20 protein-coding genes are annotated in these 21,666 nt (G+C 58.0%); 5 read left to right on the top strand and 15 right to left on the bottom strand.

From position 1 onward, the window contains the following. Positions 1–10: 10 nt before the first annotated feature. Both HMPREF2820_RS05960 and HMPREF2820_RS05955 read right to left on the bottom strand, forming a co-directional pair. Complete coding sequence (locus HMPREF2820_RS05960) at positions 11–1,810, bottom strand: BCCT family transporter (protein ID WP_246822247.1); 1,800 nt, start codon at positions 1,808–1,810, stop codon at positions 11–13. 195 nt (positions 1,811–2,005) lie between these two features. Next, on the bottom strand, positions 2,006–3,091 hold the full coding sequence (locus HMPREF2820_RS05955; RefSeq protein WP_070603334.1) for a lipoate--protein ligase family protein: 1,086 nt from the start codon (positions 3,089–3,091) through the stop codon (positions 2,006–2,008). 8 nt (positions 3,092–3,099) lie between these two features. Between HMPREF2820_RS05955 and HMPREF2820_RS05950 the strand changes: the two genes are divergently transcribed. Continuing rightward, entirely contained in the window at positions 3,100–3,747 is a 648-nt protein-coding gene (locus HMPREF2820_RS05950) for a cation efflux transmembrane domain-containing protein (protein ID WP_070603331.1), read from the top strand. Positions 3,748–3,813: 66 nt separating this feature from the next. Here the strand turns inward: HMPREF2820_RS05950 and nagB are convergent, their stop codons facing one another. The 5 genes from nagB to HMPREF2820_RS05925 form a co-directional block, all read right to left on the bottom strand. After that, positions 3,814–4,599, bottom strand: a complete 786-nt coding sequence (gene nagB / locus HMPREF2820_RS05945) for a glucosamine-6-phosphate deaminase (protein ID WP_070603328.1) — start codon at positions 4,597–4,599, stop codon at positions 3,814–3,816. A 161-nt stretch (positions 4,600–4,760) separates the two neighbouring features. Next, a complete protein-coding gene (locus HMPREF2820_RS05940; RefSeq protein ID WP_049172637.1) occupies positions 4,761–5,072 on the bottom strand; it encodes a hypothetical protein in 312 nt (103 codons plus the stop codon). Positions 5,073–5,153: 81 nt separating this feature from the next. Beyond that, entirely contained in the window at positions 5,154–5,468 is a 315-nt protein-coding gene (locus HMPREF2820_RS05935; protein WP_005509399.1) for a cupin domain-containing protein, read from the bottom strand. Positions 5,469–5,533: 65 nt separating this feature from the next. Continuing rightward, on the bottom strand, positions 5,534–6,322 hold the full coding sequence (locus HMPREF2820_RS05930) for a MerR family transcriptional regulator (RefSeq protein WP_070603325.1): 789 nt from the start codon (positions 6,320–6,322) through the stop codon (positions 5,534–5,536). Between the two features lie 97 nt (positions 6,323–6,419). Continuing rightward, on the bottom strand, positions 6,420–8,180 hold the full coding sequence (locus HMPREF2820_RS05925) for an ABC-ATPase domain-containing protein (protein ID WP_070603323.1): 1,761 nt from the start codon (positions 8,178–8,180) through the stop codon (positions 6,420–6,422). Positions 8,181–8,322: 142 nt separating this feature from the next. On the opposite strand from HMPREF2820_RS05925, the gene HMPREF2820_RS05920 reads away from it, so the two are divergent. After that, the gene (locus HMPREF2820_RS05920) at positions 8,323–9,642 is read left to right on the top strand and encodes an MFS transporter (protein ID WP_224433641.1); all 1,320 of its coding nucleotides are present in this window, start codon (positions 8,323–8,325) and stop codon (positions 9,640–9,642) included. On the opposite strand, the gene HMPREF2820_RS05915 is transcribed toward HMPREF2820_RS05920, so the two are convergent. Together HMPREF2820_RS05915 and HMPREF2820_RS05910 are read right to left on the bottom strand one after the other, a co-directional pair. Beyond that, entirely contained in the window at positions 9,639–10,673 is a 1,035-nt protein-coding gene (locus tag HMPREF2820_RS05915) for an NADP-dependent oxidoreductase (RefSeq protein WP_187400410.1), read from the bottom strand. The genes HMPREF2820_RS05920 and HMPREF2820_RS05915 overlap by 4 nt on opposite strands. A 59-nt stretch (positions 10,674–10,732) precedes the next feature. Beyond that, positions 10,733–11,329 (bottom strand): HD domain-containing protein, encoded by a 597-nt coding sequence (locus HMPREF2820_RS05910; RefSeq protein ID WP_070603320.1) that lies wholly within the window; start codon positions 11,327–11,329, stop codon positions 10,733–10,735. A gap of 57 nt (positions 11,330–11,386) precedes the next feature. On the opposite strand from HMPREF2820_RS05910, the gene HMPREF2820_RS05905 reads away from it, so the two are divergent. From HMPREF2820_RS05905 to HMPREF2820_RS05895, 3 genes are all read left to right on the top strand, one after another. Then, positions 11,387–12,481, top strand: a complete 1,095-nt coding sequence (locus tag HMPREF2820_RS05905) for a trimeric intracellular cation channel family protein (RefSeq protein ID WP_070603318.1) — start codon at positions 11,387–11,389, stop codon at positions 12,479–12,481. Between the two features lie 15 nt (positions 12,482–12,496). Continuing rightward, positions 12,497–13,792 carry an alpha/beta fold hydrolase gene (locus HMPREF2820_RS05900; RefSeq protein WP_070603315.1) on the top strand — a complete coding sequence of 432 codons (1,296 nt, stop codon included), beginning with the start codon at positions 12,497–12,499 and terminating at the stop codon, positions 13,790–13,792. Between the two features lie 104 nt (positions 13,793–13,896). After that, complete coding sequence (locus tag HMPREF2820_RS05895; protein ID WP_083308439.1) at positions 13,897–14,541, top strand: class I SAM-dependent methyltransferase; 645 nt, start codon at positions 13,897–13,899, stop codon at positions 14,539–14,541. Positions 14,542–14,548: 7 nt separating this feature from the next. Here the strand turns inward: HMPREF2820_RS05895 and HMPREF2820_RS05890 are convergent, their stop codons facing one another. The 6 genes from HMPREF2820_RS05890 to HMPREF2820_RS05865 form a co-directional block, all read right to left on the bottom strand. After that, positions 14,549–16,357: an amino acid ABC transporter ATP-binding/permease protein gene (locus tag HMPREF2820_RS05890; protein WP_070603313.1), complete on the bottom strand. Its 1,809-nt coding sequence runs from the start codon at positions 16,355–16,357 to the stop codon at positions 14,549–14,551. 1 nt (position 16,358) lies between these two features. Beyond that, a complete protein-coding gene (locus tag HMPREF2820_RS05885; protein WP_246822228.1) occupies positions 16,359–18,077 on the bottom strand; it encodes an ATP-binding cassette domain-containing protein in 1,719 nt (572 codons plus the stop codon). Between the two features lie 117 nt (positions 18,078–18,194). Then, the gene (locus tag HMPREF2820_RS05880; RefSeq protein ID WP_070603308.1) at positions 18,195–19,220 is read right to left on the bottom strand and encodes an ABC transporter substrate-binding protein; all 1,026 of its coding nucleotides are present in this window, start codon (positions 19,218–19,220) and stop codon (positions 18,195–18,197) included. Positions 19,221–19,331: 111 nt separating this feature from the next. After that, complete coding sequence (locus HMPREF2820_RS05875) at positions 19,332–20,192, bottom strand: ABC transporter ATP-binding protein (protein ID WP_070603306.1); 861 nt, start codon at positions 20,190–20,192, stop codon at positions 19,332–19,334. Continuing rightward, entirely contained in the window at positions 20,189–21,178 is a 990-nt protein-coding gene (locus HMPREF2820_RS05870; protein WP_231367182.1) for a FecCD family ABC transporter permease, read from the bottom strand. The genes HMPREF2820_RS05875 and HMPREF2820_RS05870 overlap by 4 nt, the downstream gene beginning before the upstream one ends. A 250-nt stretch (positions 21,179–21,428) precedes the next feature. Beyond that, positions 21,429–21,596, bottom strand: coding sequence for an antitoxin (locus HMPREF2820_RS05865; protein ID WP_016422348.1), 168 nt, complete (start codon positions 21,594–21,596; stop codon positions 21,429–21,431). Positions 21,597–21,666: the final 70 nt, after the last annotated feature.

Below are 21,666 nucleotides of genomic sequence, written 5' to 3'. Positions count from 1 at the left end.
AGTGCACTCACTAATGGGTAGACGTGTGTTTTGACGTCTTACCGTTTGACGATTTTTCTCCCTCGTCGTGGGTATCAGTCGTCTCAGCCATCTCGTTGGTTTGGTGATACCACTCGGTTAGCTGTTCCATGCCGGACTCGACTCCTGCGGAGGAGCCGACCCCCTGATCCTTGTCAGTGCGCTCAACAGACAGTTCGAAGTCATCGCCGTATTCTTCCAGGCCGCGTTTGACGGCGTTGCGGACCGCAGTCTTGGCGAAGGTGGTGCGGATTGCCTGCGGGTCGGTGCTGAGGTCTTTGACGAAGGATATGAGCAGCGCGATGATGATTACCACGAATGGCATGGCCGTCAAGATTGTCAGTGACTGTAGGCCAGACAGGGCATCTTCGCCGCCGGTGAGAAGCATGACCACGGCAATACCCATCATGAGAACGCCGAAGAAAACCACGACCAGTTTATTCGGCTCCGGATCGCCCTTGGAGGCCATCGTGCCCATCACCACCGATGCCGAGTCGGCAGAGGTAATGAAGAAGATTGCCAGAATCACAATCACCAGGGCAGAGACGACACCGCTAAACGGCAGCTCGCCAATCAGGTTGTAGAGCACCTGCTGAGAAGAGGCAGAGCCGTCAAAGCCGGGGACGTTGTTGCGGGCGAAGTCGATAGCGGTGCCGCCGAAAATAGAAAATGCGAGCATCAGCACAAAGGACGGCACGATGATGGTCACCAAAATGAACTCACGAATCGTGCGGCCACGGGAAATGCGGGCAATAAACATGCCCACAAAGGGAGCCCAGGCAATCCACCAAGCCCAGTAGAACATTGTCCACGCAGCCTGGAAGTCCAGAGTTTCCTGGCCCCACGACAACGAGCGGGAGGACATATCCAGGAAGTTATCCAGGTAGCTCAAAATGCTCGATGGCAGAAGGTTGATCAGGAACAGGGTCGGTCCTGCGACAAAGACAAAGAAGAGTGACAAGAAGGTCAGCATGATGTTGGTATTCGACAGAATACGAATGCCCTTCGACACGCCAGAGACCGCCGAAATAATAAAGCCGACGCTTAAGACCACAATGACGACAAGAAGTACTGCCATTGAAGGAGTAAAACCGGCGAGCGTTGAAATGCCCTCGCCAATCTGTAGCGTGGCAATACCCAGCGAGGCAGCAGTACCGAACAGCGTCGCCACAATCGCCAAAATGTCAATGGTGCGACCAATGGGCCCATCAGTGCGTTTCAAAATCGGCGTGAAAAGCGAAGAAATCAAGCTGGCACGGCCACGGCGGTACGTCGAGTAGGCAAGTGCGCCACCGACCAGTGCATACAGCGCCCACGGTGAGAAACCCCAGTGGAAGTTTGCCTGGGCGACCGCTCGGTGCAGTGCTTCCTCAGTGTGTGCCTCCACCGTCAGCGGCGGCGGTGAGTGGTAGAACGCCAACGGTTCAGATGGGCCGAAGAAGTAAATACCGACACCGATACCTGCGGCGAACATCATGGCTACCCAGGAAAAACGGGAGTATTCCGGTTCCTCGTCATCCTTGCCCAATTTGATATTGCCGTAGCGGGACATAGCAATGCCCAACATCACAATGACACAGATAACCATGGTGACATTGAAGAGCCAGCCGAAGTTCTCCAGACCCCAGGACAGCGCGGCCGAAGAAACCGAGGAGACTGTTTCTGGGCTGGTGATACCCCAAATGACAAAGGCGATAATCAACACCGCGTTGACGCCGAAAACCAGCTTGTCCAGTCCGAACTTGTATTTCAGCTCTTCGACACTGAATCCAGGCACCAGTCCTGGGTGCATATTGGCAGGGTAGAGACCGATTGCGCGTTTAGTGCGCAGTGCACGGGCTCTATCCAGGGTTTCGTCAAGAGGGCTTAGTTTCTTCTTCGGGCGATGTTGTTTCGCGTCGTCCACGCCGAGTCTCCGTGGGTTACTTTTTATCCAGTTAACCCTCTTTCCCGAAGATTTTCTCCATGTAGATAAATCACGTGGACGCTAGGGAACTCGGTGAGTCCAGCCCTCCGTGCCGTATTTGGTGTCAATAAGATGTTGCGCCGCAGCGAAGTCCTCGTCGGAAAGCGATGTCTCGGCAGCACCGTAGCGGTTGATGAATGTCTGCTTCATTGTGTCGATGACTTCCGCGCGGCTGGCACCCGTCTGGCGGCGGAGCGGATCGACGCGCTTCTTCGCGCTGCGCAGGCCCTTGTCGGCAATTTTGGCCTTGCCAATGCGCAGGACTTCCATCATCTTGTCAGCGTCGATGTCGTAGCTCATGGTGACGTGGTGGAGCACCGTCGAACCACGGCGCTTCTGCGCGGCTCCGCCAATCTTACCGCCATCGGAGGTGATGTCATTGATGGGGACATACCACGCATTGACGCCGAGCTGTGCGAGTGCAGCGATGACCCAGCGGTCGAGGAATTCGTAGGATTCGACGTAGCTAAGGCCAGCGACCAGCTTTTCCGGCACATAGAGCGAGTAGGTGACGCAGTTGCCGCCCTCCATGAACATCGCACCGCCGCCGGAAAGACGACGCACCACTTGCACATCGTGTTTTTCGACGCCCTCGGGTTCGAGTTCGTTGACGTAGGACTGGTAGGAGCCAATCACGGTGGCACGGTCGTCCCAATCCCAGAACCGCAGAGTCGGGCCACGCTGACCGGAATTGACTTGGTCAAGAAGGACTTCGTCGAGGGCAACATTCATCGCCGTCGGCAGGACACCCGGCTGCAGGATCTCCCACTCCAAATCGGTGAAGTCGACAGCCTGCGTCAGTGCGCGGCGAACGACCTGCGCAATAACGTGGGTATCAAAACCATGCAGTCGCACCTCGCGGCCGGATAGATCCTCAAAATCCTTTAGTGCCGCATCGAGGCGAGCCTGCAAGCGCTCTGTATTGTCCTCGGCAGGTGCACCGAGGAGAGCCTCATTAATAATGTCGTAGGCCTCATCGGGTTCGAGGAAAAAATCGCCCGAAATGCTTATCGACGAAACCGTGTCACCTGTGGTTTCGCAATCGGCGACAACCAACTTGCCGCCGGGAACCTTCATTTCTGAGTGGAACTTCTGTGCGGGGGTCATAGGTTTCGATGCTACTCTCGTCCGGCGTTACGATATTCCCCGTGTTTACCTCATCGACGTTGGATCACCGCGCCCGCACGATTGTCGCGTGGGTAGCGGGCTTGAATCTCCTCGGATTCTTCATTGAATTAATTGTTGCCTCAATTATTGGCTCCGCAGCCCTGTTTGCTGACGCTGCGGACTTTCTTGAAGACTTCCTCATCAACCTGCTGGTTCTCACCGCATTGGGTTGGTCGCTGGCGAGCCGTCGTAAAGCGAGCTTCGGCCTTGCCGGGCTGATTCTGATTCCGGCGATCGCGGCGTTCGGCACTGCCATCTGGAAGATGATCAGCGGTGAGCCACCAGAGCCGCTAACGCTGTCGGCAACGGCAATCATTGCGATGGTCATCAACCTGGTCTGCGCGATTCTGCTGATGAACCTGCGCAAGGCCGACAGCGCGCTCATGCGGGGTGCGTGGTTGGCGGCGCGTAACGACGTCCTGGCGAACCTGCTCATTCTCGCCGCCGGAGTAGTCACCGTCTTCTGGTTCAGCGCATGGCCGGACATCGTCGTGGGACTTGTCATCGGCGTCATCAACCTGACGGCCGCGAAGGAAGTCTACGAGCAGGCGCGTGCCGAAGACCCCGAGCTGGAGATGGATGATGACGACGACTAGCGCTGGCTAGCCGTGTGCGGCTGGGGGAGTAGTGAGGTCGCGGAAAAGCAGGGAAGGACCGGGGCCTTACTTCCACATATCCTTTTGCCACTGCGGCTTATGAGCGTAGGTGAACTCGTAGTATTCCTTGTTCTTCAGCTCACTGGCTGCAGCCTGGTCAATCACAACCGTGGCCCGTGGGTGCAGCTGCAATACGGACGCGGGCATTGACGCGCTCAGTGGGCCCTCGATGGAAGCGGCAATAGCGTGCGCCTTTGCAAAACCTGTGGCCAGCAGCAGGAGATGCCCCGCACGTGAAATGGTGCCAAGCCCCTGGGTGACCACGTGGTATGGCACGTCTTCTGCAGAGTCGAAGAACCGGGCGTTATCCAGCACGGTCTGCGGGTGCAGCGTCTTAATGCGAGTCAGAGAGCCAAAAGAGCTGGCGGGCTCGTTAAAACCAACATGCCCATTGGTGCCGATGCCCAGCAACTGAATGTCAATGCCGCCGGCCTCGATGATCTTTCGCTCGTAATCCTCGCAGGCCGCGCCGATATCGTCCGCGAGGCCATCTGGAATATGGACACGCGCCGGGTCGACATCCACGTGATCGGAAAACTCATTGTGAATCACGTGGTAGTAGCTCTGCTCATGCTCGATGGGCAGGCCCACATACTCGTCGAGTGCGAAGAAGCTGCAGTCCTTAAAAGTGACTTCACCAGCCCGATGGTGACGAATCAGTTCCCGATACGTCGCAAGCGGAGTCGATCCTGTCGCTACACCGAGGTTTCCACCTTTGTTGGCGTAGTGAGCGAGGTAGTCCGAAGCGATGCTCGCGACTTCGGCCTCAGAATCGACGATGATGATTTCCATGGTGGAACACTCCTGAAAACGAGGGCTCGTGGCAGAAATTGCAAAAGGTGCGAGACAGAGTACCAGTGACTCCACAACGCTAAGCGCTATAGCCCTATTCAGATGAGGTTAATCTGCCACGGGGTGAGACCTGTAATTGAGCCCTGTTTTTCCTGCGTAGGCTACTTCACCCAGAAGTTGCCGTCTTCATCCTTGTAGATAATGTCGCCAGCGTGAGCGACCTGGGTGTCGTTAACCTGAAGCTCAACCAAATCCAGCGTTTCGACGATTGGTTCAATGTAGACGCCACCGTTAAACCAAACCTTGAAAGCATCTGCTGAAGTCGAAGAACCGGAGAAACGGTGTTCTTCATACTTGTGCACTGGTGCAAAGGGGCAACCAATAGCCTGTGCGACAGCTGGAGAGGCAGCAACAGCGCCCAGCACAGTAGCGGCACCGATGGCGACAGCGGCGATAGAGCGAGAGAATTTCATGGTTAATTCCTTCCCGAGTCGGGGGTATGACGGAGTTATGGGGATGCCGAAGTGTGCACTGTCGGCTGCTGTTGCTGTGGGCTAGACTGAGCCTTCTTTTTCAATGACAAGCATGCGCGCCTCGCCTTGCGGGTGCGCGACATGTTCGTCGCCGGCTTCTGCGAAACAGATAGTGCCAGGCGTTAATGTGCGTACGCATTCCTGTCCCGCATCGCGGTAGTGCATATCGACGGCTCCGTCGACAACCACAAAGACCTCTTCGCCATCATTGATGTGCCACTTGTATGGCTGATCGCTCCAGTGGAGCCGGACGCTTGTGGCTCCAGTCATAGTGACCACATCCAGTGCGCCCCACGGGCGATCAGCGGTGAAGTCTGCGGCTTCGATGAATTTCATGAAGCAATTCTATGCCGATTCAGTCCCGGATGGGAAGGCCGGGCTGAACGGCTGCTTCCCTGTATTTACCGCCACTCGGCAGTAGCCGGGTCAATGCCTTCCTTACGAGCCTGAGCTTCAATCAGCTCCAGCAGGTAGCCAGCATTGCCGCGGTAGTACCGATCAAACCGGGAATCAGCGACGTACATGCGAGCCAGCAGAATCTGCTTTTCTCGGCCAGCCTCGTAGAAGCGGGTAATAGTGGCTAAGTGACGGTCAACTAGCTCGGCCGCCTCGGTGGAGCCTGGCTCGACGTGGCGCTCGGCGGCGTCGGCAAGCGCATCGGCAAAATCCTTAGCCTCTGCTTCAAGCTCGGCCCAGTCGCTGTCCTTCATCTTTTCCTGAGCCTGCTGAGACTGCTCCCACTCAGTAGTGTCGCCCCAGCGCTCCTCAGCTTCGGCTTCGAGTTTCTGCCAGTCACGGCCCAAAAGCTCTGCCTTCGTCTTTGCTTCCATCGTGTGTCCTTCCTCAATCAGTTTGTCCAAAGACTGCACCATGTGGTGCAGGTCAGCGATCTTTTCGGTGAGAACAGTTCGCTGTGCGAGCAAACGATCTTTTCGACTTCTCGGGGAGGAATCGCCGTGGATGAACTCCTCGATAGTCTTCAACGGCACACCAGCGGCGCGGTAGACCAGAATCTCCAGCGCGGTGTCGATGTCCTCGTCGGTGTAGAGGCGGTAATCGGACCACGTGCGATACTGCGGGCTGAGTAGTCCGATGGCGTCCCAATGTCGCAGCGTGCGCGTGGTAACGCCCAGGAGTTCGGCCGTTTCACCGATGGTGTACTCGTTGTCGTTGTTGCTCACGGGAATCATCTTTCTGTTTGACGCCGCGTCAAGGTCAAGACCTGACGCCGAAATCAGTTGAGGAAGTTTGCTTCGGCAGCCGTAGGGGGTGCTGTTCTGGAATCCGCTACCGCAAGAGCCGAAGCCTGTTGATTGCCGCCGCAACCTCCTGGAAACGCGGTTCCGCGAGATGACCAGAGTTGGTGGACGCAGCTGTCGCATCGAAGAGCGAATGACAAAAGTTGTCGTATTCGCGCTGGATCAGCTCGGTGAGGTCAGTACGCCCATCGAGCTGCTTGACGACGGCCCCCAGAATCCGGGCAATGGCTTCTGTTTGGGAGGAATCCATCAATTGGCCGACAGCGCGCAAGTCAAGATCGTCCTTGCCCACCTGAATCAGCTCGAGACCACGCGCACGCGGTGGCTTAGGTGGTTTCGAGCCTCGGCCACGACCACCGCGACCACCGCGACCACCGTGTCCATCACGGCCACCGTGACCGCCACGTCCGCGGCTCTCGCCGGCGGGGAAGTCAGCCTGCAGAAAACGCTCACCGATCTGCGCAAAAGCAGGCGAAGGCTCAGCCGGAGTAGCCGATTCGCGCAGTTCACGGGCGCGCTCGGTGACGTCGTAAGGCGTGTACGCATCCATAGCAATCACGGTGTCCGCGACATCGATGAAAGCCCCAGAGCCGCCAGCGACGATGACCGTGGAGATTCCGTGGTTTTCCCAGAGCTCGCGGACCCGTGCGACCAGTCGAGTAATCGGCTCGCGGTCATCGGGGATGAGGCGGCGCATGCGCTCATCGCGAATCATGAAGTTGGTTGCGGAAGTGTCCTCGTCGATGAGCAGCACGCGCGCACCGGAACCTAGCGCCTCCATCAGGCCCGCAGCTTGGGACGTCGACCCCGATGCATTCGCGGTGGAAAATCGAGTCGTGTCATCACCGGAGGGAAGGCCGTTGATAAACGGCGAGATATCCACACCAGTGATGGCTCGGCCGTCCTCGGCACGCAGCGCAACCGCAGTCTCGTCGGCGACTACAAACTCGCGGCCATCGCCAGCGACATGGTTATAAACACCCGTGACCAGGGAAGACAACAACGTGGACTTGCCGTGATAACCGCCACCAACAATCAACGTCACGCCCCGCGGAATACCCATGCCGTGCACGGTTTTGCCCGACGGCAGCTGAAAACTGTGCTGCAGCGATTCCGGCGAGGTAAACGCAGTCGCGCCGGGCTTCGGAAGCTGGCTATTGCCCGCCTGACGAGGCAACACCGCACTGTCTGCCACAAACCCAATCAGGTCCGCGTCCGCCACTGCACGGCGCAAAAAGAGCTGGTCATACTCCAATTCCGCGGCTGCCTCGAGCACATCGATGGGTGCGTTCACGATGGCGTCGTCAAGCGCGTCCAACAAATCCTCACAGATCAAGCGCGCCGCCTCACGCCCGAGAATGCGTCGGCCGCGGGCGGGCAGTTGGATTTCTAGGCTGATCTGGAGGGCATCGTCATGCTTATCGACGTCGTGCGCATCCGCACGGAGCTCAGCGACAGCTGCTCGGCGCAAGACCTGCTGACCTGGGGAATCAATGAACAGCCCGCGACCATACTTCTTCAAAGCGCGCACGAGGCGGCGGTTCAGCAAATCGAGCTCCGCCGTGCTGAACCTGCCGGGTTGTGACCGGGAGGCGCCGCGATAGTCCAGTACGGACAGCGGAATATGGACGCGTGCCCGTGATGCCGGGGCATAGGGGTCGGATTGGACCTTGTCGATAAACAGCGTCGCGTCCAGATCCGGGAGGTCGTGGGAGCCACGCAAAGATTTGTATGCACCGTAGCTCTTGCCATCGAGGTTGGAGAGACGCCGATAAAGGTCAGCGGGCATATTTCTACTTTCGTTGAAGATGTTAGATGTTCTTCCCGCGAGTGTAGTGGCTGAGGGGACAAGCGCGATTCGGTCTTTGACTGGCCTGGGCAGACAGCCACGTGCGGTAGCGCCGTTGCTGCGGACAGGTAGCGTAAAAGGTATGACGGATAGCTCGGAAGCTGACAAACCCGCAGGGGAGAACCCAGAGTCGGTGCAAAAACACGCCAGCGCCAACGCCAAGCGCTACGTTTGGGCGCACGGTTTGCAGAATATCGGCGATCAAATCGTTGCGGCAAAGACGCTGTTGCCATGGTTACTTCATTCGGCTGGAGCGCCGGGCTTCTTCATCGCCATGCTTGTGCCGGTGCGTGAGTCTGGTTCGATGCTTCCGCAGGCAGCGCTGACACCGTGGGTGAAATCTCGGTCTCGCCGCACCACCGTCTGGATTGCCGGGGCGTTGGGGCAAGCGGTCGCGGCAGCGCTGATTGGTCTGGCGACGTTGTTCCTCGAAGGTGTGGCGCTTGGTGTCGCAGTCATCCTCGCGCTTGCAGGCTTTGCGACGGCCCGAGCACTGTGCTCAATGGCCTCGAAGGATGTCCAGGGCCGTACGATTCCGAAGGGGCAGCGCGGGCAGATCAGCGGCCGAGCTGCGATGTTGGGTGGTGTCGCCGCAATTATCGTTGGTGCGGTGTTGTGGATCATCCGCGACAACGTCACCAAACCAATCGTGGCAGGGCTCATCTTTGTTGCGGCACTGTCGTGGGTGGCAGCGGTTTTGATTTTCCGCGGAATTGTCGAGCCCACCAATGAAGGTGACAAGGAAGAGCCGAATAAAACCTGGTGGCAGGACACCTGGCGGCTCTTTGCAGAGGATAAAAACTTCCGCGACTTTGTAATCGTTCGAAGCTTGTTGCTGGTCACAGCGCTATCTACGTCGTTCATCGTGACCTTGAGTGCGCAGGTGGGTGCTGATCTGGAAGCTTCAGACGGTAGCGGCGGGGGAGTGAACGCAAACGTCGGCATCTTCATGCTCGCTGCGGGTTTCGCTTCTCTGATTGGTGGAAAAGTCGCCGGAATCTGGTCGGATAAATCCTCAAAGAAGGTCCTGACCTACTCTTCGCTGGTCGGTTCGATTGTGCTTTTCCTGCTGGTCGCCAGTTCACACTGGCTTTCCACCAGCACCAATGCCTGGATATTCCCACTCGGCTTCTTCGCAATGTCGGTCGTCCACGCCGGTGTTCGCGTGGCTCGGTCGACCTATGTCGTTGACATGGCAGAAGGAGACAAGCGCACCGAGTACGTCGGAGCGGCCAACACCATCATGGGCGTTGTCCTGCTCATCGTCGGTGCGTTGTCAGGTGTTATCGCTAGCTTCGGTCCCGCGGCAGCTTTGATCTTCCTGGCGCTGATGGGATTGGTTGGTGTCGCGATGTCCAGCAGGCTGAAGGAAGTCTCGGTTCCGCGCAAGGCAGGTCTTTAGAACTCTACGACCATCTTGCCGGTATTGCCTCCGCTAAACAGCTCGAGGAATGCAGCTGGCATGTTCTCGATACCGTGGCGAGTGGTGACATCGTAAGCGACCTTACCGCTGACGACCAGCGGAGCCATTCGCTCCTGGAATTCACCTGCCAGGTGCAGGTACTTGCCCAATACGAAGCCGCGCAACGTAATGCACTTGCCAATGGCCAGAGCTAGGTTGCGTGGTCCGGTCGGAGCTCCGGTGTTGTTGTACTGGGAGATTGCGCCACACATAGCGACACGGCCAAAGGTGCGCATCGCGCCGATGGCTGCCTCCAGGTGGTCTCCACCAACGTTGTCGAAGTAGAAGTCAATGCCCTCTGGTGCCGCCTTTGCTAGCTGCTCTGCAACCGGGCCGTCGTTGTAGTTAAAAGCGGCATCGAAGCCGAGTTCGAGCAGGCGCTTAACCTTCTCGTCCGAGCCGGCGGAGCCAATGACACGGGATGCGCCCATCTGCTTGGCGAACTGACCAGCAGCCGAGCCAACTGCGCCAGCAGCGCCAGAGATAAAGACGATGTCGCCTTCCTTCATCTCTCCGACGGCACTCAGCCCAACGTAAGCAGTAAGGCCAGTAAGTCCAAGAATTCCCAGATAGGCTGCAGCTGGAGCAACGTTGAGGTCAACCGGTGTTGCCTCGGAATCGGCAATAACAGCATTGGTCTGCCAGCCGTAAGAGTGGCGGACAGCGTCGCCAACCTTGAACTTATCCGACTTGGACGCGAGGACAGTGCCCACAGCGCCGCCAGTCATTGGCTGGTCGAGCTGGAAAGGCGGGACGTACGACTTGACATCATTCATACGGCCGCGCATGTAGGGATCGACGGTAGCGACCGAGTTGGCTACCAAAATGTCGCCGTCGTTAAGCTCTGGCAAATCGACGGTCTCGAGGCGGAAATTCTCGTCAGTTGGCAGGCCAGACGGACGAGACGCTAAAACCCATTGCTGAGTGGTGGTGGGCAGTTCGGCTGTGGACGAAGCATTAACGGAAGTCACTATTATTCTCCTGTCGTGTATTCCTGGATTAATTGTCGGTTTAATTGTTGACTCGCAGGTTACGCCTCTTGTACCCAGGAATCGAGGCGCTCAATAAGAACGCTCAGGTCCGCTAGCAAAGGCATGTCGGGCAGTCGTTCGGCAATCACGTTGCGGACGCTTGTGTACCACCACAGTTGCTGGCTCGGAGTTGAACGAAAGCGTTCCCACAGAGCGTGGCCATCGCGGTCTAAATCCTCCAGAGTCTGGCTGAGATTGTGGAACTTGTCCGCGGCGGCCACGATGACGGATTCTTCGCTGCCACGGGACAACTGCTCCAGGTAAGCATCGGCACGCTCTTGCCAGGAAGGCAGGGAAGAGTCCTTGGTGACGCCCTCGACGATTTCAACCACGTGAGGACCAAACTCATTTTCCATCTGCTCGCGGGAGTAGTTTTTCGGTACATCTTCCAAGATGTCATGGAAAAGGGCTGCCAACAGTACGTCTTCGTCGTTAGTCATGCTTGCCGCAATCAACATCACCGACATCGGATGGCTGATATAGGGAACGCCAGAGCCCTTTCGGTAGTGCCCATCGTGCGCGCGGGAAGCGGTAGCGATGCCGCGCATGAGCCTGTCGCTGGGACGTGCCGAAGCAAAGGTGTCAGCGTTTTCCATGGGTATCCCGACCTTTCGTTGATGCTTGAAAAATAGCAGCGTCTAAGCTTGAACATCATGAACGTCGCAGAAGTAGATCCGCTCATCGAGTCGATGTACCGGTGGTCCGATGTCAGTGGTGTCCTGCTCATGGGCATCATTGGCGGCACCATCGCCCGGCAACGAGGCTACGACATTATCGGGTTCTTCTTTATTGCGCTGTTCTCCGCATTGGGCGGCGGCATGATTCGCGACGTTCTGATTAACCAGGGCACCGTCGCCGCAATGAGCCAGCCGGAGTACCTAATCCTGGCGTTTACTGGTGCGCTTATCGCGCGATTTTTCTATTTCAAAGGAAAGACCTGGGAATATGTCCAGGTCCACGGTGACGCCGTGGTTTCGGGGCTCTGGGCCGCTACGGGAACGGTCAAAGGTGTCACGTATGGCTTACCCATTCTGCCGTGCATCATGATGGGCGTTTTCACCGCCACTGGTGGTTCCATGATCCGCGACATTGTGACCGGGCGGGTACCCGCTGTTTTCGGCGGCAACCAGCCCACGGTCATCCCGGCCGTGGCTTGCGCGGTCATTGTCATCGGAGGCCACCATTTGGGGTTTATGGCCGTGTCCATGGTCATTGGTCCTATCGTCAGCATCCTGCTTTCGCTGCTGGGGTACTGGGGTAATTGGCGAGTGTCGGCACACTCGGAGTGGGCGCCACTGAACGACACCGCGGCGCAGATTGCGGTCCTCGCACGTCGAGCAGAGGGCAAGAGTCGCGAGGTTGGTCGACGTTTCGAGCCCGCACGCCTCCGCAGCTGGCGTCACCGTCAGATGGAAAAGGCGCTGCAGCGTCGCATTCAGGCTGAGGTTGATAGGGGAGTGTCTCGTTCCGACGCTGAGGCCAGCGCGGAGGAATTCCTGGAGGAGTTCAATGCGGACTTTCCAGCGGATCTGCACATGCCGACGGCACAGCAGGAGACAGTGCAGGATGACAGCGACGAATCCGATTTCGGTGTGGACCTATCCGGTGATTCCTATGATGGCTATGGAGAAGATACGGCACTGCGGCAGCGGGAATACCGGGAGATGTTGGATCAAATTCTTGCTGACGATGAGGCGACCGATTTACTCGTCGCAAAGCTGATGAAGAAATACGAGCAGCGGGATTAGAGGAGCGGTAGAGACATGGCATCGACGAGTACTGCAAGCAGGCATTTTGGGCACATTATTAAGGAACACACCGTTGAGGTGCCCTGGGATCCTTTTACCGAAGCTGCGAATGCCGCGACATTTGAGCTTTTCGCCAGGGAAATCTATGCGCCAGGAAATGAGGATGCGCCGGCAATTGTCTATTTGCAGGGCGGCCCGGGATTTCCGGCACCGCGTCCGGTAGGTGCCAGCGGAGTAATCGGTGAGGCGCTGAAGGAATTCCGCGTCATCCTGCTGGATCAGCGCGGCACTGGGCGCTCGCATCGAATTGATGCGGCCAATATTGCGGATATTCCAGCCGAGCGGCTTGCACAATTGCGTCAGGAATACATCGTCGAAGACGCGGAAGCATTGCGAAAGCATTTGGGCATTGCCAAATGGTCACTGTATGGCCAGTCCTTTGGCGGGTTTTGTATTACTTCGTATCTCAGCCGCTATCCGGAATTCGTGGAGCACGCTTATCTCACAGGCGGTTTACCTGTTCTGGACCGTGGTGCTGACGACCTTTATCGCACGACGTATGCGAAGCTGCGCACCCGTCACGAGCGTTTTTATCGCGAGTATCCGTGGGCCGAAAACCGAATTCGAGAAATCTGCGCGCACCTCGAGCAATCTGCAGAAACTCTCCCCACCGGTGAGCGACTGAGTTCTCGCCGATTCCGCACCATCGGAATTGAATTAGGCCGCGGAGATGGATTCCACAATCTGGCGTATTTGTTGGAAGAGCCATTCCACATTCGCAATGGCGAAAAGCAATTGCGCACCGATTTTCTGGCCGATGTAGGGACCCGCGTGAGTTTCGCCGACGGTCCGCTATACGCCGCGATTCATGAATCCATTTATGGTGGCGTCGGGTACCAGCCCACAACTAATTGGGCAGCTCACCGTATTCGCGAGGAAATCCCAGGTTTTGAAGAAAAAGCCAATCCTGCAGGAGACGAGCCGTTTTATCTCACCGGTGAGCACGTTTTCCCCTGGCAATTCGACGAGGACCCCGCGCTCGTTCCTTTCAAGGAAAAGGCGGAAGCATTTGCGCAGCACACCTGGGAAAGCTCGCCGTATGATTCCGCACGCTTGCTTGCCGACGCCCCAACCTCGGCAGCCGCGGTTTACCTCGACGATATTTTCGTGCCGTTCGAGTACTCCATGGAGACAGCCAACTGCTACCGCGACCTGCGACCACATGTGACCAATGCGTTCCATCATGACGGTATTCGCCACGACGGCGCGGCCATCTTCGCGCGGCTCCGCGAGCTCGTCGAGGATCACTAGGATGCCAGTTTGCCGGTGGAGATTCTCTCCCCGTAGAACTTCAAACCTCCGCAGAACCTCATGTAGTCCAGCATTGCCTCTCGGTGCCGTCTATCCTGGTGAGCATGTCGACAGCAGAGTTCTGGGATGGGAAATTCACCGCAGATCGCGAGGCCGCAAATGACGGTTCGCCCTCTTTCTTTGGCGGCGAACCGAATCCGACAATCGCGCAGCATGTTGAGGTAATCCGGAAAGGTTTCTCCGACCCCTCACGTGCGCTCGACCTAGGCTGTGGCCGTGGCCGTCACACGGTGTGGTTAGCCAGCCAGGGCTGGGATGTCACCGGCATGGATTTCTCCAGCGTCGGGCTCGAACACACTGGAGCCGCGTTGGCAGCTGAAGGGCTCTCTGCGAACCTGGTCCAGCAAGACTTAACAGACTGGCAGCCGGAAGCAGGAAGCTTTGAGCTGGTAGTCGCCGCATTTATTCACCTGCCGCGCAGGGACAGGGAGAACCTCTGGCGAGCCGTCGCTGAGGCTCTCACTCCGGGTGGCTACTTTGTCTCAGTCTCACACCATCCGGACAACGAAGTCCACGGCCCGGAAGACCCCGAGCTGCTCTACAGCGCGGATGAGGTCACTGATTTCTTTGCGCACGAGCCGCAGAGTCTCGAAGCGGTGGTGGCGCAGCGTGACGTCGTCAAGCAAATCGATGGCAAGAACGTTGTCGACACCGTGGTGGTGCTGCGGAAGACCTGCGCGGAGAGTTAGAAGGAGCCTAGACCTCGGCGCGCGCAAGTCGAGCAAATGCGCCGTCTGCGTTCAGGAGGTTGTCATACGTGCCGCGTTCGATGAGCTGGCCGTTTTCGATGACCAGGATGTCATCGGCCTCGGCCAGTGTCTGAAGTCGGTGCGCAATAAAGATGCAGGTCGCTCCACATGCGCGGGCATTGTCCACGATACGAGCCTGCGTCAGTGGATCCTGGTGGCTGGTGGCTTCGTCGAAAATAACAATTTTTCCGGCGAGGTGTGCAGCGAGGTCATTGGGCTTAGTGCCGTCGGCTAGTACCGCGCGTAAGTAGGTGCGGGCCAGCGCCAGACGTTGACGCTGACCACCGCTGAGCCGCTGCGCGCGGCGGCCAATGGGCCTGTCCAGCGGCATCTCAGCAGGGTTGATGGCGGCGAGTTCGAGCGCCCAGTGCATCAGTGATTCGGGAACCTCGCAGCCATCAGGCGCGCCGAGACACAAATTCTCAGCGACGGTGGCCTCCATGAGAAAGGGATTCTGATCTGCGACAACAACAGCTCGGCAGACATTGGTTGAGCCGAGGTCACGGGCATTGTGGCCATTGATGATGACCTCTCCCGCATCCGGATCGACATGCCGTTGGATTAACCGGGAGAGTGTGGACTTTCCCGAGCCGGTTGGTCCGACCACACCGATGAACTGCCCTGTGGCAATGCGCAGACTGATATCGCTCAGCGCGGGGTGATCAGCGCCAGGGTAGCGGTAGCTGACATCGCGCAGTTCGAGGGCAGGGACTGAGCTGGTGGATTCGGACAGGGACGTCTCCGCATCTGGTGTCTTCGGTTCTTCCACAGTCGGCGGCTGCGCGGCCAGCTCCCTGATCCGAGTGACTGCATTGAGTCCTGCTGGCAGAGAAGATGCTAGGCGCTCGATCGAATCCATTGATGAAGCAGTTCCCGCCACCAGGGACGTCGTCACCAAAACAGCAGGGAGCATACGGTAGTCGGCTGAAAGCGCCGGGATACCAGCACAAAAGACGGCAATGCTGCCACCCCAAATCCGAAGTCCCGTTGCACCAGAACGGAGGCCCGCCCGCTTGCCGCCTGTACGCATTTTCTGAGCAAGCTGTTCATCGAGCTCACGCAATCCCCGCAGCCGCTGCTCGGCTGCGCCGTAGATGAGGATTTCCTCCCGAAGTCGTAGCGTATCGGCAATGTACTGCGCAATGTCCGTGCGTGTGGAGTTCGTTGCGGAAGCCTCCGTCGTCGCCTTCTTAGAGCCCGCGAGTGCAATCACAAAGCCAACCGCGAAGGTCAGTGTCAGAGCAATCGCAGGCAGGGCTCCGGCAGTCAATGCCGCTGTCACGACCGCCATCAGCGGAATCAGTACGGCCGTCACCGCGGGCGCAATTGTGTGCGCGAAGAAGACTTCCACACGGTCAACATCACGAATCGCAATCGTGTGGATTCCGGCGGTACCCAGCCCATCGGTTACCGCGGGTGCCTGCGGGATAAGACGCTCGACGATCCACAACCGCAGCTCGCCGAGCAGCCGAAACGCCGCCAGATGCCCGAGGTACTGCTCGACATACCGCAGAATCGCTTTCAACAGCGCCAGGCCTGCAATCACGCCAATGACCGCCCACGTCCACTGCATGCTCAAGCTTTGCGACGAGTCGGTTGCGTCCCACTTCGACAGCGCAATTGTGGCAATTGCCCAGGCGGGCACAGCCAGCATCAATGCACCCAGAATGTGCCCAGCCACGCGTGCGAGGATAGATGCACTGAGCGCTCCGCGAGCCTGTGCGGAAAAGCGCAGCAACCAGATGATGTTGTTCATGTCAGCTCTCCTCGGTCAGCGCTCGTGCGTAATACTCATTGCTTGTGCTCAGTTGGTCGGGTTTGCCCGCAGCCACGATCCGGCCTTCGGCGACGACAATGACCAGATCAACGTCCGATAGCGCTTCCATGCGGTGAGCGACCATGATGCTCGTTCGTCCTTCAGCAAGGCGGGTCAAGGACTCCTTGATGAGACCTTCCGTCCGACGATCGATGTCCGCTGTCGGCTCGTCGAGAAGCACAATCGGAGCGGCGCCGAGCAGACCACGCGCAATGGCCAGGCGGCGTCGTTGCCCGCCTGAGAGCCAATTGCCCTGATCGCCGACCTCCGAATCGAGACCACCAGGGCGCTGCTCGATTTCAGTGAGTAAGTGCACGTCGCGAAGTGCTTTTCGCATATCGACGGCCGTTGCGTCCGGGCATGCGATGCGAAGATTGTCCGCGACGGTGGTGCCGAAGATGGCTGGCTGCTGGGAGATGAGCAGCGAGTTGGCGAGCAACTCCGGGGTCGAAAGCGCGTCGCCGTCAAGGCAGACTTCCCCGGAATGCGGCTGGAGGCCTGCGAGTACACGCAGGAGTGTGCTCTTTCCAGAACCGCTGGGGCCAACGATGCCGACTCTGCTGCCGGCTGGAATTGTCAGGTTGATATCGGAGAGAATGCGCTTTTCGCCGATGTCAACGCTCAGATCGCGGAGGGAAATCTCCGGTGCGTGCGGTGCGGTGGCTTTGGTGGAATGCGCTGTTCCGGCTGTGAACGCTTCAGCGGCAGGCTCGCCGAATACCTCCACAATTCCATTTCGATGCGTGCGACCGCCGAGTCCGATATAGAAAGTGCGGCCGACGCGATTCACGGGCTCATAGAGCAGAACGGATAGGAAAACGCCTGCGAGAGCTGTGCCAACGCTGATCGCATCTGCCTGCAAACGCAGCAGGACAAGGCCGATTGCTGCAGTCGACATTGCAATGCCAAAAACCGCGTCGTTGACAATGATCATCAGCTGATTGCGGGCGAGCAGGGCGGTGAGCTCAGACATCGCAGTGCGAGTTTGGCTGGCAAAACGTGCCATGACTCGATCAATTGCTCCAAGAACTTTGAATGTTCCCAGCCCTTCGAGCATCTCCAAGTAGGCATGCGTGGCCTTCGCTTGCTTTCGGCGATACGTCGCATTGGATTTCCGCAGAATCTTTCCAGCGCCAATAATGATCAACGGCGTGAAAATGAAAAATAGTGCCAGCCACAAGGCGGTTTTCGTATCCACCCACAAAGCCCAGATTGCCAAAATGATCAGTGGAGCACTAAACGAGGCCAACGTGGGAGCGAGAAATGTCGCTCGGTAGTTCGCGGTCTGTTCGACGCTTGTGGTCGCGGCATCGAAGAGTAGGCCTTCGCCAGTGTTGGACGCGCTTCGGTGTGAGTGACCGGATTTCCCGCCACCGTGCCCTCTTCCATGCGCGTGCTTCGGGGCTTGTTCAGGAGCGGAAAACTCCGGCTTCAGCACACTGCCAACCACATGTGAGCGCCACAGCTTTTCCTGCTCGCCAGCAAGCCGTGGTGGCAATGCCTCGGTGACATAAGCACAGAGGCTTCCCAGAATGACCGCCACAATTGCAGCGGACAGGGATTCATGAAGTCCCCACTGCCCAAACCAGTTGCCGCCACTGGTGTCTGCGACACCGCCGTACAAACTGCTGAGAGCATCGAGCGCGTGTCCAAGAGACACGGCACTGAGAGCGAAGAAAAAGCTGCGCCCCCAGCTGGATAACAAAACCCAGTGCATTCCGCGGGGTGGGGAAGTCAGTGCTTCATGAATCCACATAGCGACGTGAAAACCTATCTTCTATTTAGCCAGTGCGTCAGCGATCTCACGCAGTCCATCGGGCATGTGCATTCCGGCGGTGCCAGAGGTCGTCTTCGCATCAATTAGTTGCACTCGATCATTCTTGACCGCAGCGACGTCGGCAAGCGCCGGATTATCCAGCAATTCCTGGAATGGAGCCTTGCCCTGGCCGTGGAAATCCTGGATCAAAACGACATCCGGATTCAGCTGCACAATTGTCTCCGGATCAGCGGGAACGGCACCCGGACGCTTGCCCTTTGGCGAGATCGGCTCGCCACCGGCCAGCTCAACGAGATTCGTCGTCGCCGACTGCATGCCCATAATCATCTTCTGACCACCGCGGGCAAACAGGACCAGCGTCTTTGGCTTAGTTGTGGAATCAATTTCCGAGAGAATCTCTTCGGTTTCCGATTCAATCTTGGCAACCATTTCAGCCGCCTTATCTTCGGCTCCGAGCAACTTGCCGAGTTTGGTCACCGACTCTGCCAGCGCCTTCGGCGAGGCGAAATCACTGCTGGCAAACGCCGCGGTCGGAACATCGCTGGCACCCAGCAGCTCACTTGCCGACTGCTCCTGATCATGGCGGCTGGTCATCAACACCATGTCCGGCTCATAGGACAGAATCTGCTCCGGATCCGGCTTCGTCGAGTTGGCAATCGCGTTAGGCACCTGACGCGCCAGCTCAACCTGATTACCCGAGCTCTCATCGAGAGCATTCTTCGTCACGGCTACGACACGCTCCGGCCCAACCAGCTCCAACGCCAGATCCGCAACCTCGGTCGACAGTGCAACGATGCGCTTCGGCTGACTCTGCACCGTAACGTCGTGGTCGCCGACGGTCACAGTACGCGGCCACTGCGCCTGCTGGTTTGTCGAAGTTTCGCTTGACGACGGCTGCTGCGCCGTCTCCTCCGAAGTGGAACAAGCGACCACCGCTGCGAGCGGCAGTGCTGCAATCAACGGCAGAGCGAAGGTCTTTTTAGAGTTTCGCTTCAAGGCAGAGATAGGAGAAGTTGGTGAAAACACGAAAGTACTTCCTTGAGTGTTGAGTTTTGATTGTTGGGGAATTTTCGGTTGCGTTGGTGCTAGCTGGAATCAGACAGTCTGAATCAGATAGTCTGAAACAGCCAGCCGCAATCAGTCAGCCGGGCGAGCCCGAGCCAACGCCGTCACTCGCACCGAACCGGTATGTGGATCGGTATCAACAGCGCTGGAGATGCGATAAATCGCATCTATTCGGGGCGGTGTCAGCACTTCTTCGGCGGAACCAGTGACTTCCAATCCGCCGTTGTGAATCACACTGAGCCGGTGGCAGCTGCGGGCCGCGAGGTTGAGGTCATGAAGGACGACTCCGATACCGTGGCCCTCGTCGGCAAGCTCGCCGAGGAGCTCGAGGATTTCCAGCTGAAACCCGATGTCCAAGGCCGCAGTGGGTTCGTCGAAAAGCATGACCTTGGCCTGTTGTGCCAATAGTTTTGCGATGAACACCAATTGCCGCTGCCCGCCGGACAGAGCCGTGATAGGGCGGTCGGCGAGTGCGGTGACACCAACGCGGTCGAGGGCGTAAGCGACGATATCGTGATCCGTGGAGTTTAGTGAGCTGCGGAAACGGTCACGCCGACGGTGGTGCGCGTACCTGCCGAGTACCACGACAGTTCGAACGTCTATAGCGGCATCGGCCGGTGTGTGCTGCGGCAGGTACGCCAACCGGGTGGCGCGTTCGTGGGCTCGAAGCTTCGTCAAAGGTGCACCGAGGAGCTCAACCTGCCCCGAACTCGGTGTCACGATGCCCGCCATAGCACGGAGCAAGGAGGATTTTCCGGTGCCGTTGGAGCCGATGATGCCGTGGACTTCGCCAGGACGAATAGCGAGGTTCACGCCACTTACGACGGTCCGATTGCGGTAACCGACACTGAGGTCGGTAGCCCGCAGCAGCGCGGTGCTATCGGCGTGTGGCTTAGTGACGCGGTCGCTGAGATTTTGTGTCTGCTGACTCATGACTGGCGGCCACCTTGCCGAAGAATCAACGCGAGTAGCGCAGGTGCGCCAAGGAACGCGGTGACTGTGCCAGTTTGCAGAGCAACTGGGGAAAAGAGACTGCGAGCGACGAGGTCGGCGAGAATGAGAAACACTGCGCCGAGGCACATAGAAATGGGCAGCAGGCTGCGGTGATCGGGGCCGATGGCAAGGCGAATCAGGTGCGGGACGACCAATCCGACAAAGGAAATAACGCCAGTGACAGCGACGCCCGCTGCCGTGACTAACGCAGCCAGGGCGAGCAGCAGTTGCCGGATCCACACTGTGCGCATACCAGTGGCAGCGGCCTGTTCTTCGCCGAGGAGGAACAGGTTGAGTTCGGGAATGAGCATCATCAAGATAACCGTGCCGACGGTAATGGGGCCGACTGCCAGTGCAATGTCCTGCCAATTCGAAGCAGTTAAATCGCCGTTGAGCCAGAACATGGCCTGTTGAGCGTCATCGCTGTGTGGCGCGTTCGCGATGGTGGCGGAGATGACTGCGCCGAGGAACGCGTTGAGTGCAATACCGACGAGCAACAGGGTGGCTCCACTGCCGCCATTGAGACCGGCGACGATTTGGACAAATATGACAGCCAGCAACGCGCCTATGAATGCGCCAGCCGAAAGAACCCACGGTGCTTTCGCGGCCACGCCAGTGACGATGAGAATGACGGCTACCACTGCTGCACCGGAGGAGACACCGGTAACACCGGGTTCGGCCAGCGGATTGCGAAAAACTGCCTGCATGGTTGCACCTGCGACAGCGAGCGAGGCACCGACCAGTCCAGCAAGGAGGACACGGGGCAGCCGGATGCTCCAGACAAGTGATTGCGTGGCAGGGGATATCTCTGGCAGAAGGTGGTTGAGAGCCGGGAGGTCGTCGGAAAGCGTCTTGATGAGCGGGGTGAGCAGCGCGACGATGCCGTTGCTGAAACCTGTTCCCGCGGGGCCTATGGAGATCGCCAAGAGGATTGTGGCGGGGACGGCCAGGAAAAGTAGAAAGCCGAAGAGCCGGGCTCGAAGTTTTTGTTTTCGAGTGCGCGGAAGAGAAGCTCTATCGACAATAGTTTTCACGTGGCTAATGATGGACAATGTGAAAATAATTGTCAATAAAGGCGTGTCGGTGGGGCTGTGGGGTCCCCTAAGAGCAGCAAAACCCCGCACCAGCTCCCTTGTGAAAACAGGGTGCTAATGCGGGGTGAAGAAGCTCTGTAGCTTACTTCTTGTCGCCCAGGCGCTCGTCTGCCATGTCGCGAACCTTCTTGATCTGGTCGGCCTTGTCCTCGCCGAGCTTGTCCTTGCCCAGCTGCTCAGCCTTGTCCAGAACCTTGTCGGTGTTCTCTTCGTTGCTCAGTGCTTCCTTGGCCTTGTCCATAAGTCCCATGGTGAAGACTCCTTCCATTTTTAATGTCTATTCGCGTTTTTTCGTTTGCGGCATAGAGTGTACCGATGAA

Source organism: Corynebacterium sp. HMSC064E08 (assembly GCF_001811805.1).
Taxonomy (GTDB): Bacteria; Actinomycetota; Actinomycetes; order Mycobacteriales; family Mycobacteriaceae; genus Corynebacterium; species Corynebacterium jeikeium_D.
Note: the sequence above shows the minus strand (reverse complement) of the source record. Positions and strands in the feature narration are given on the sequence as shown.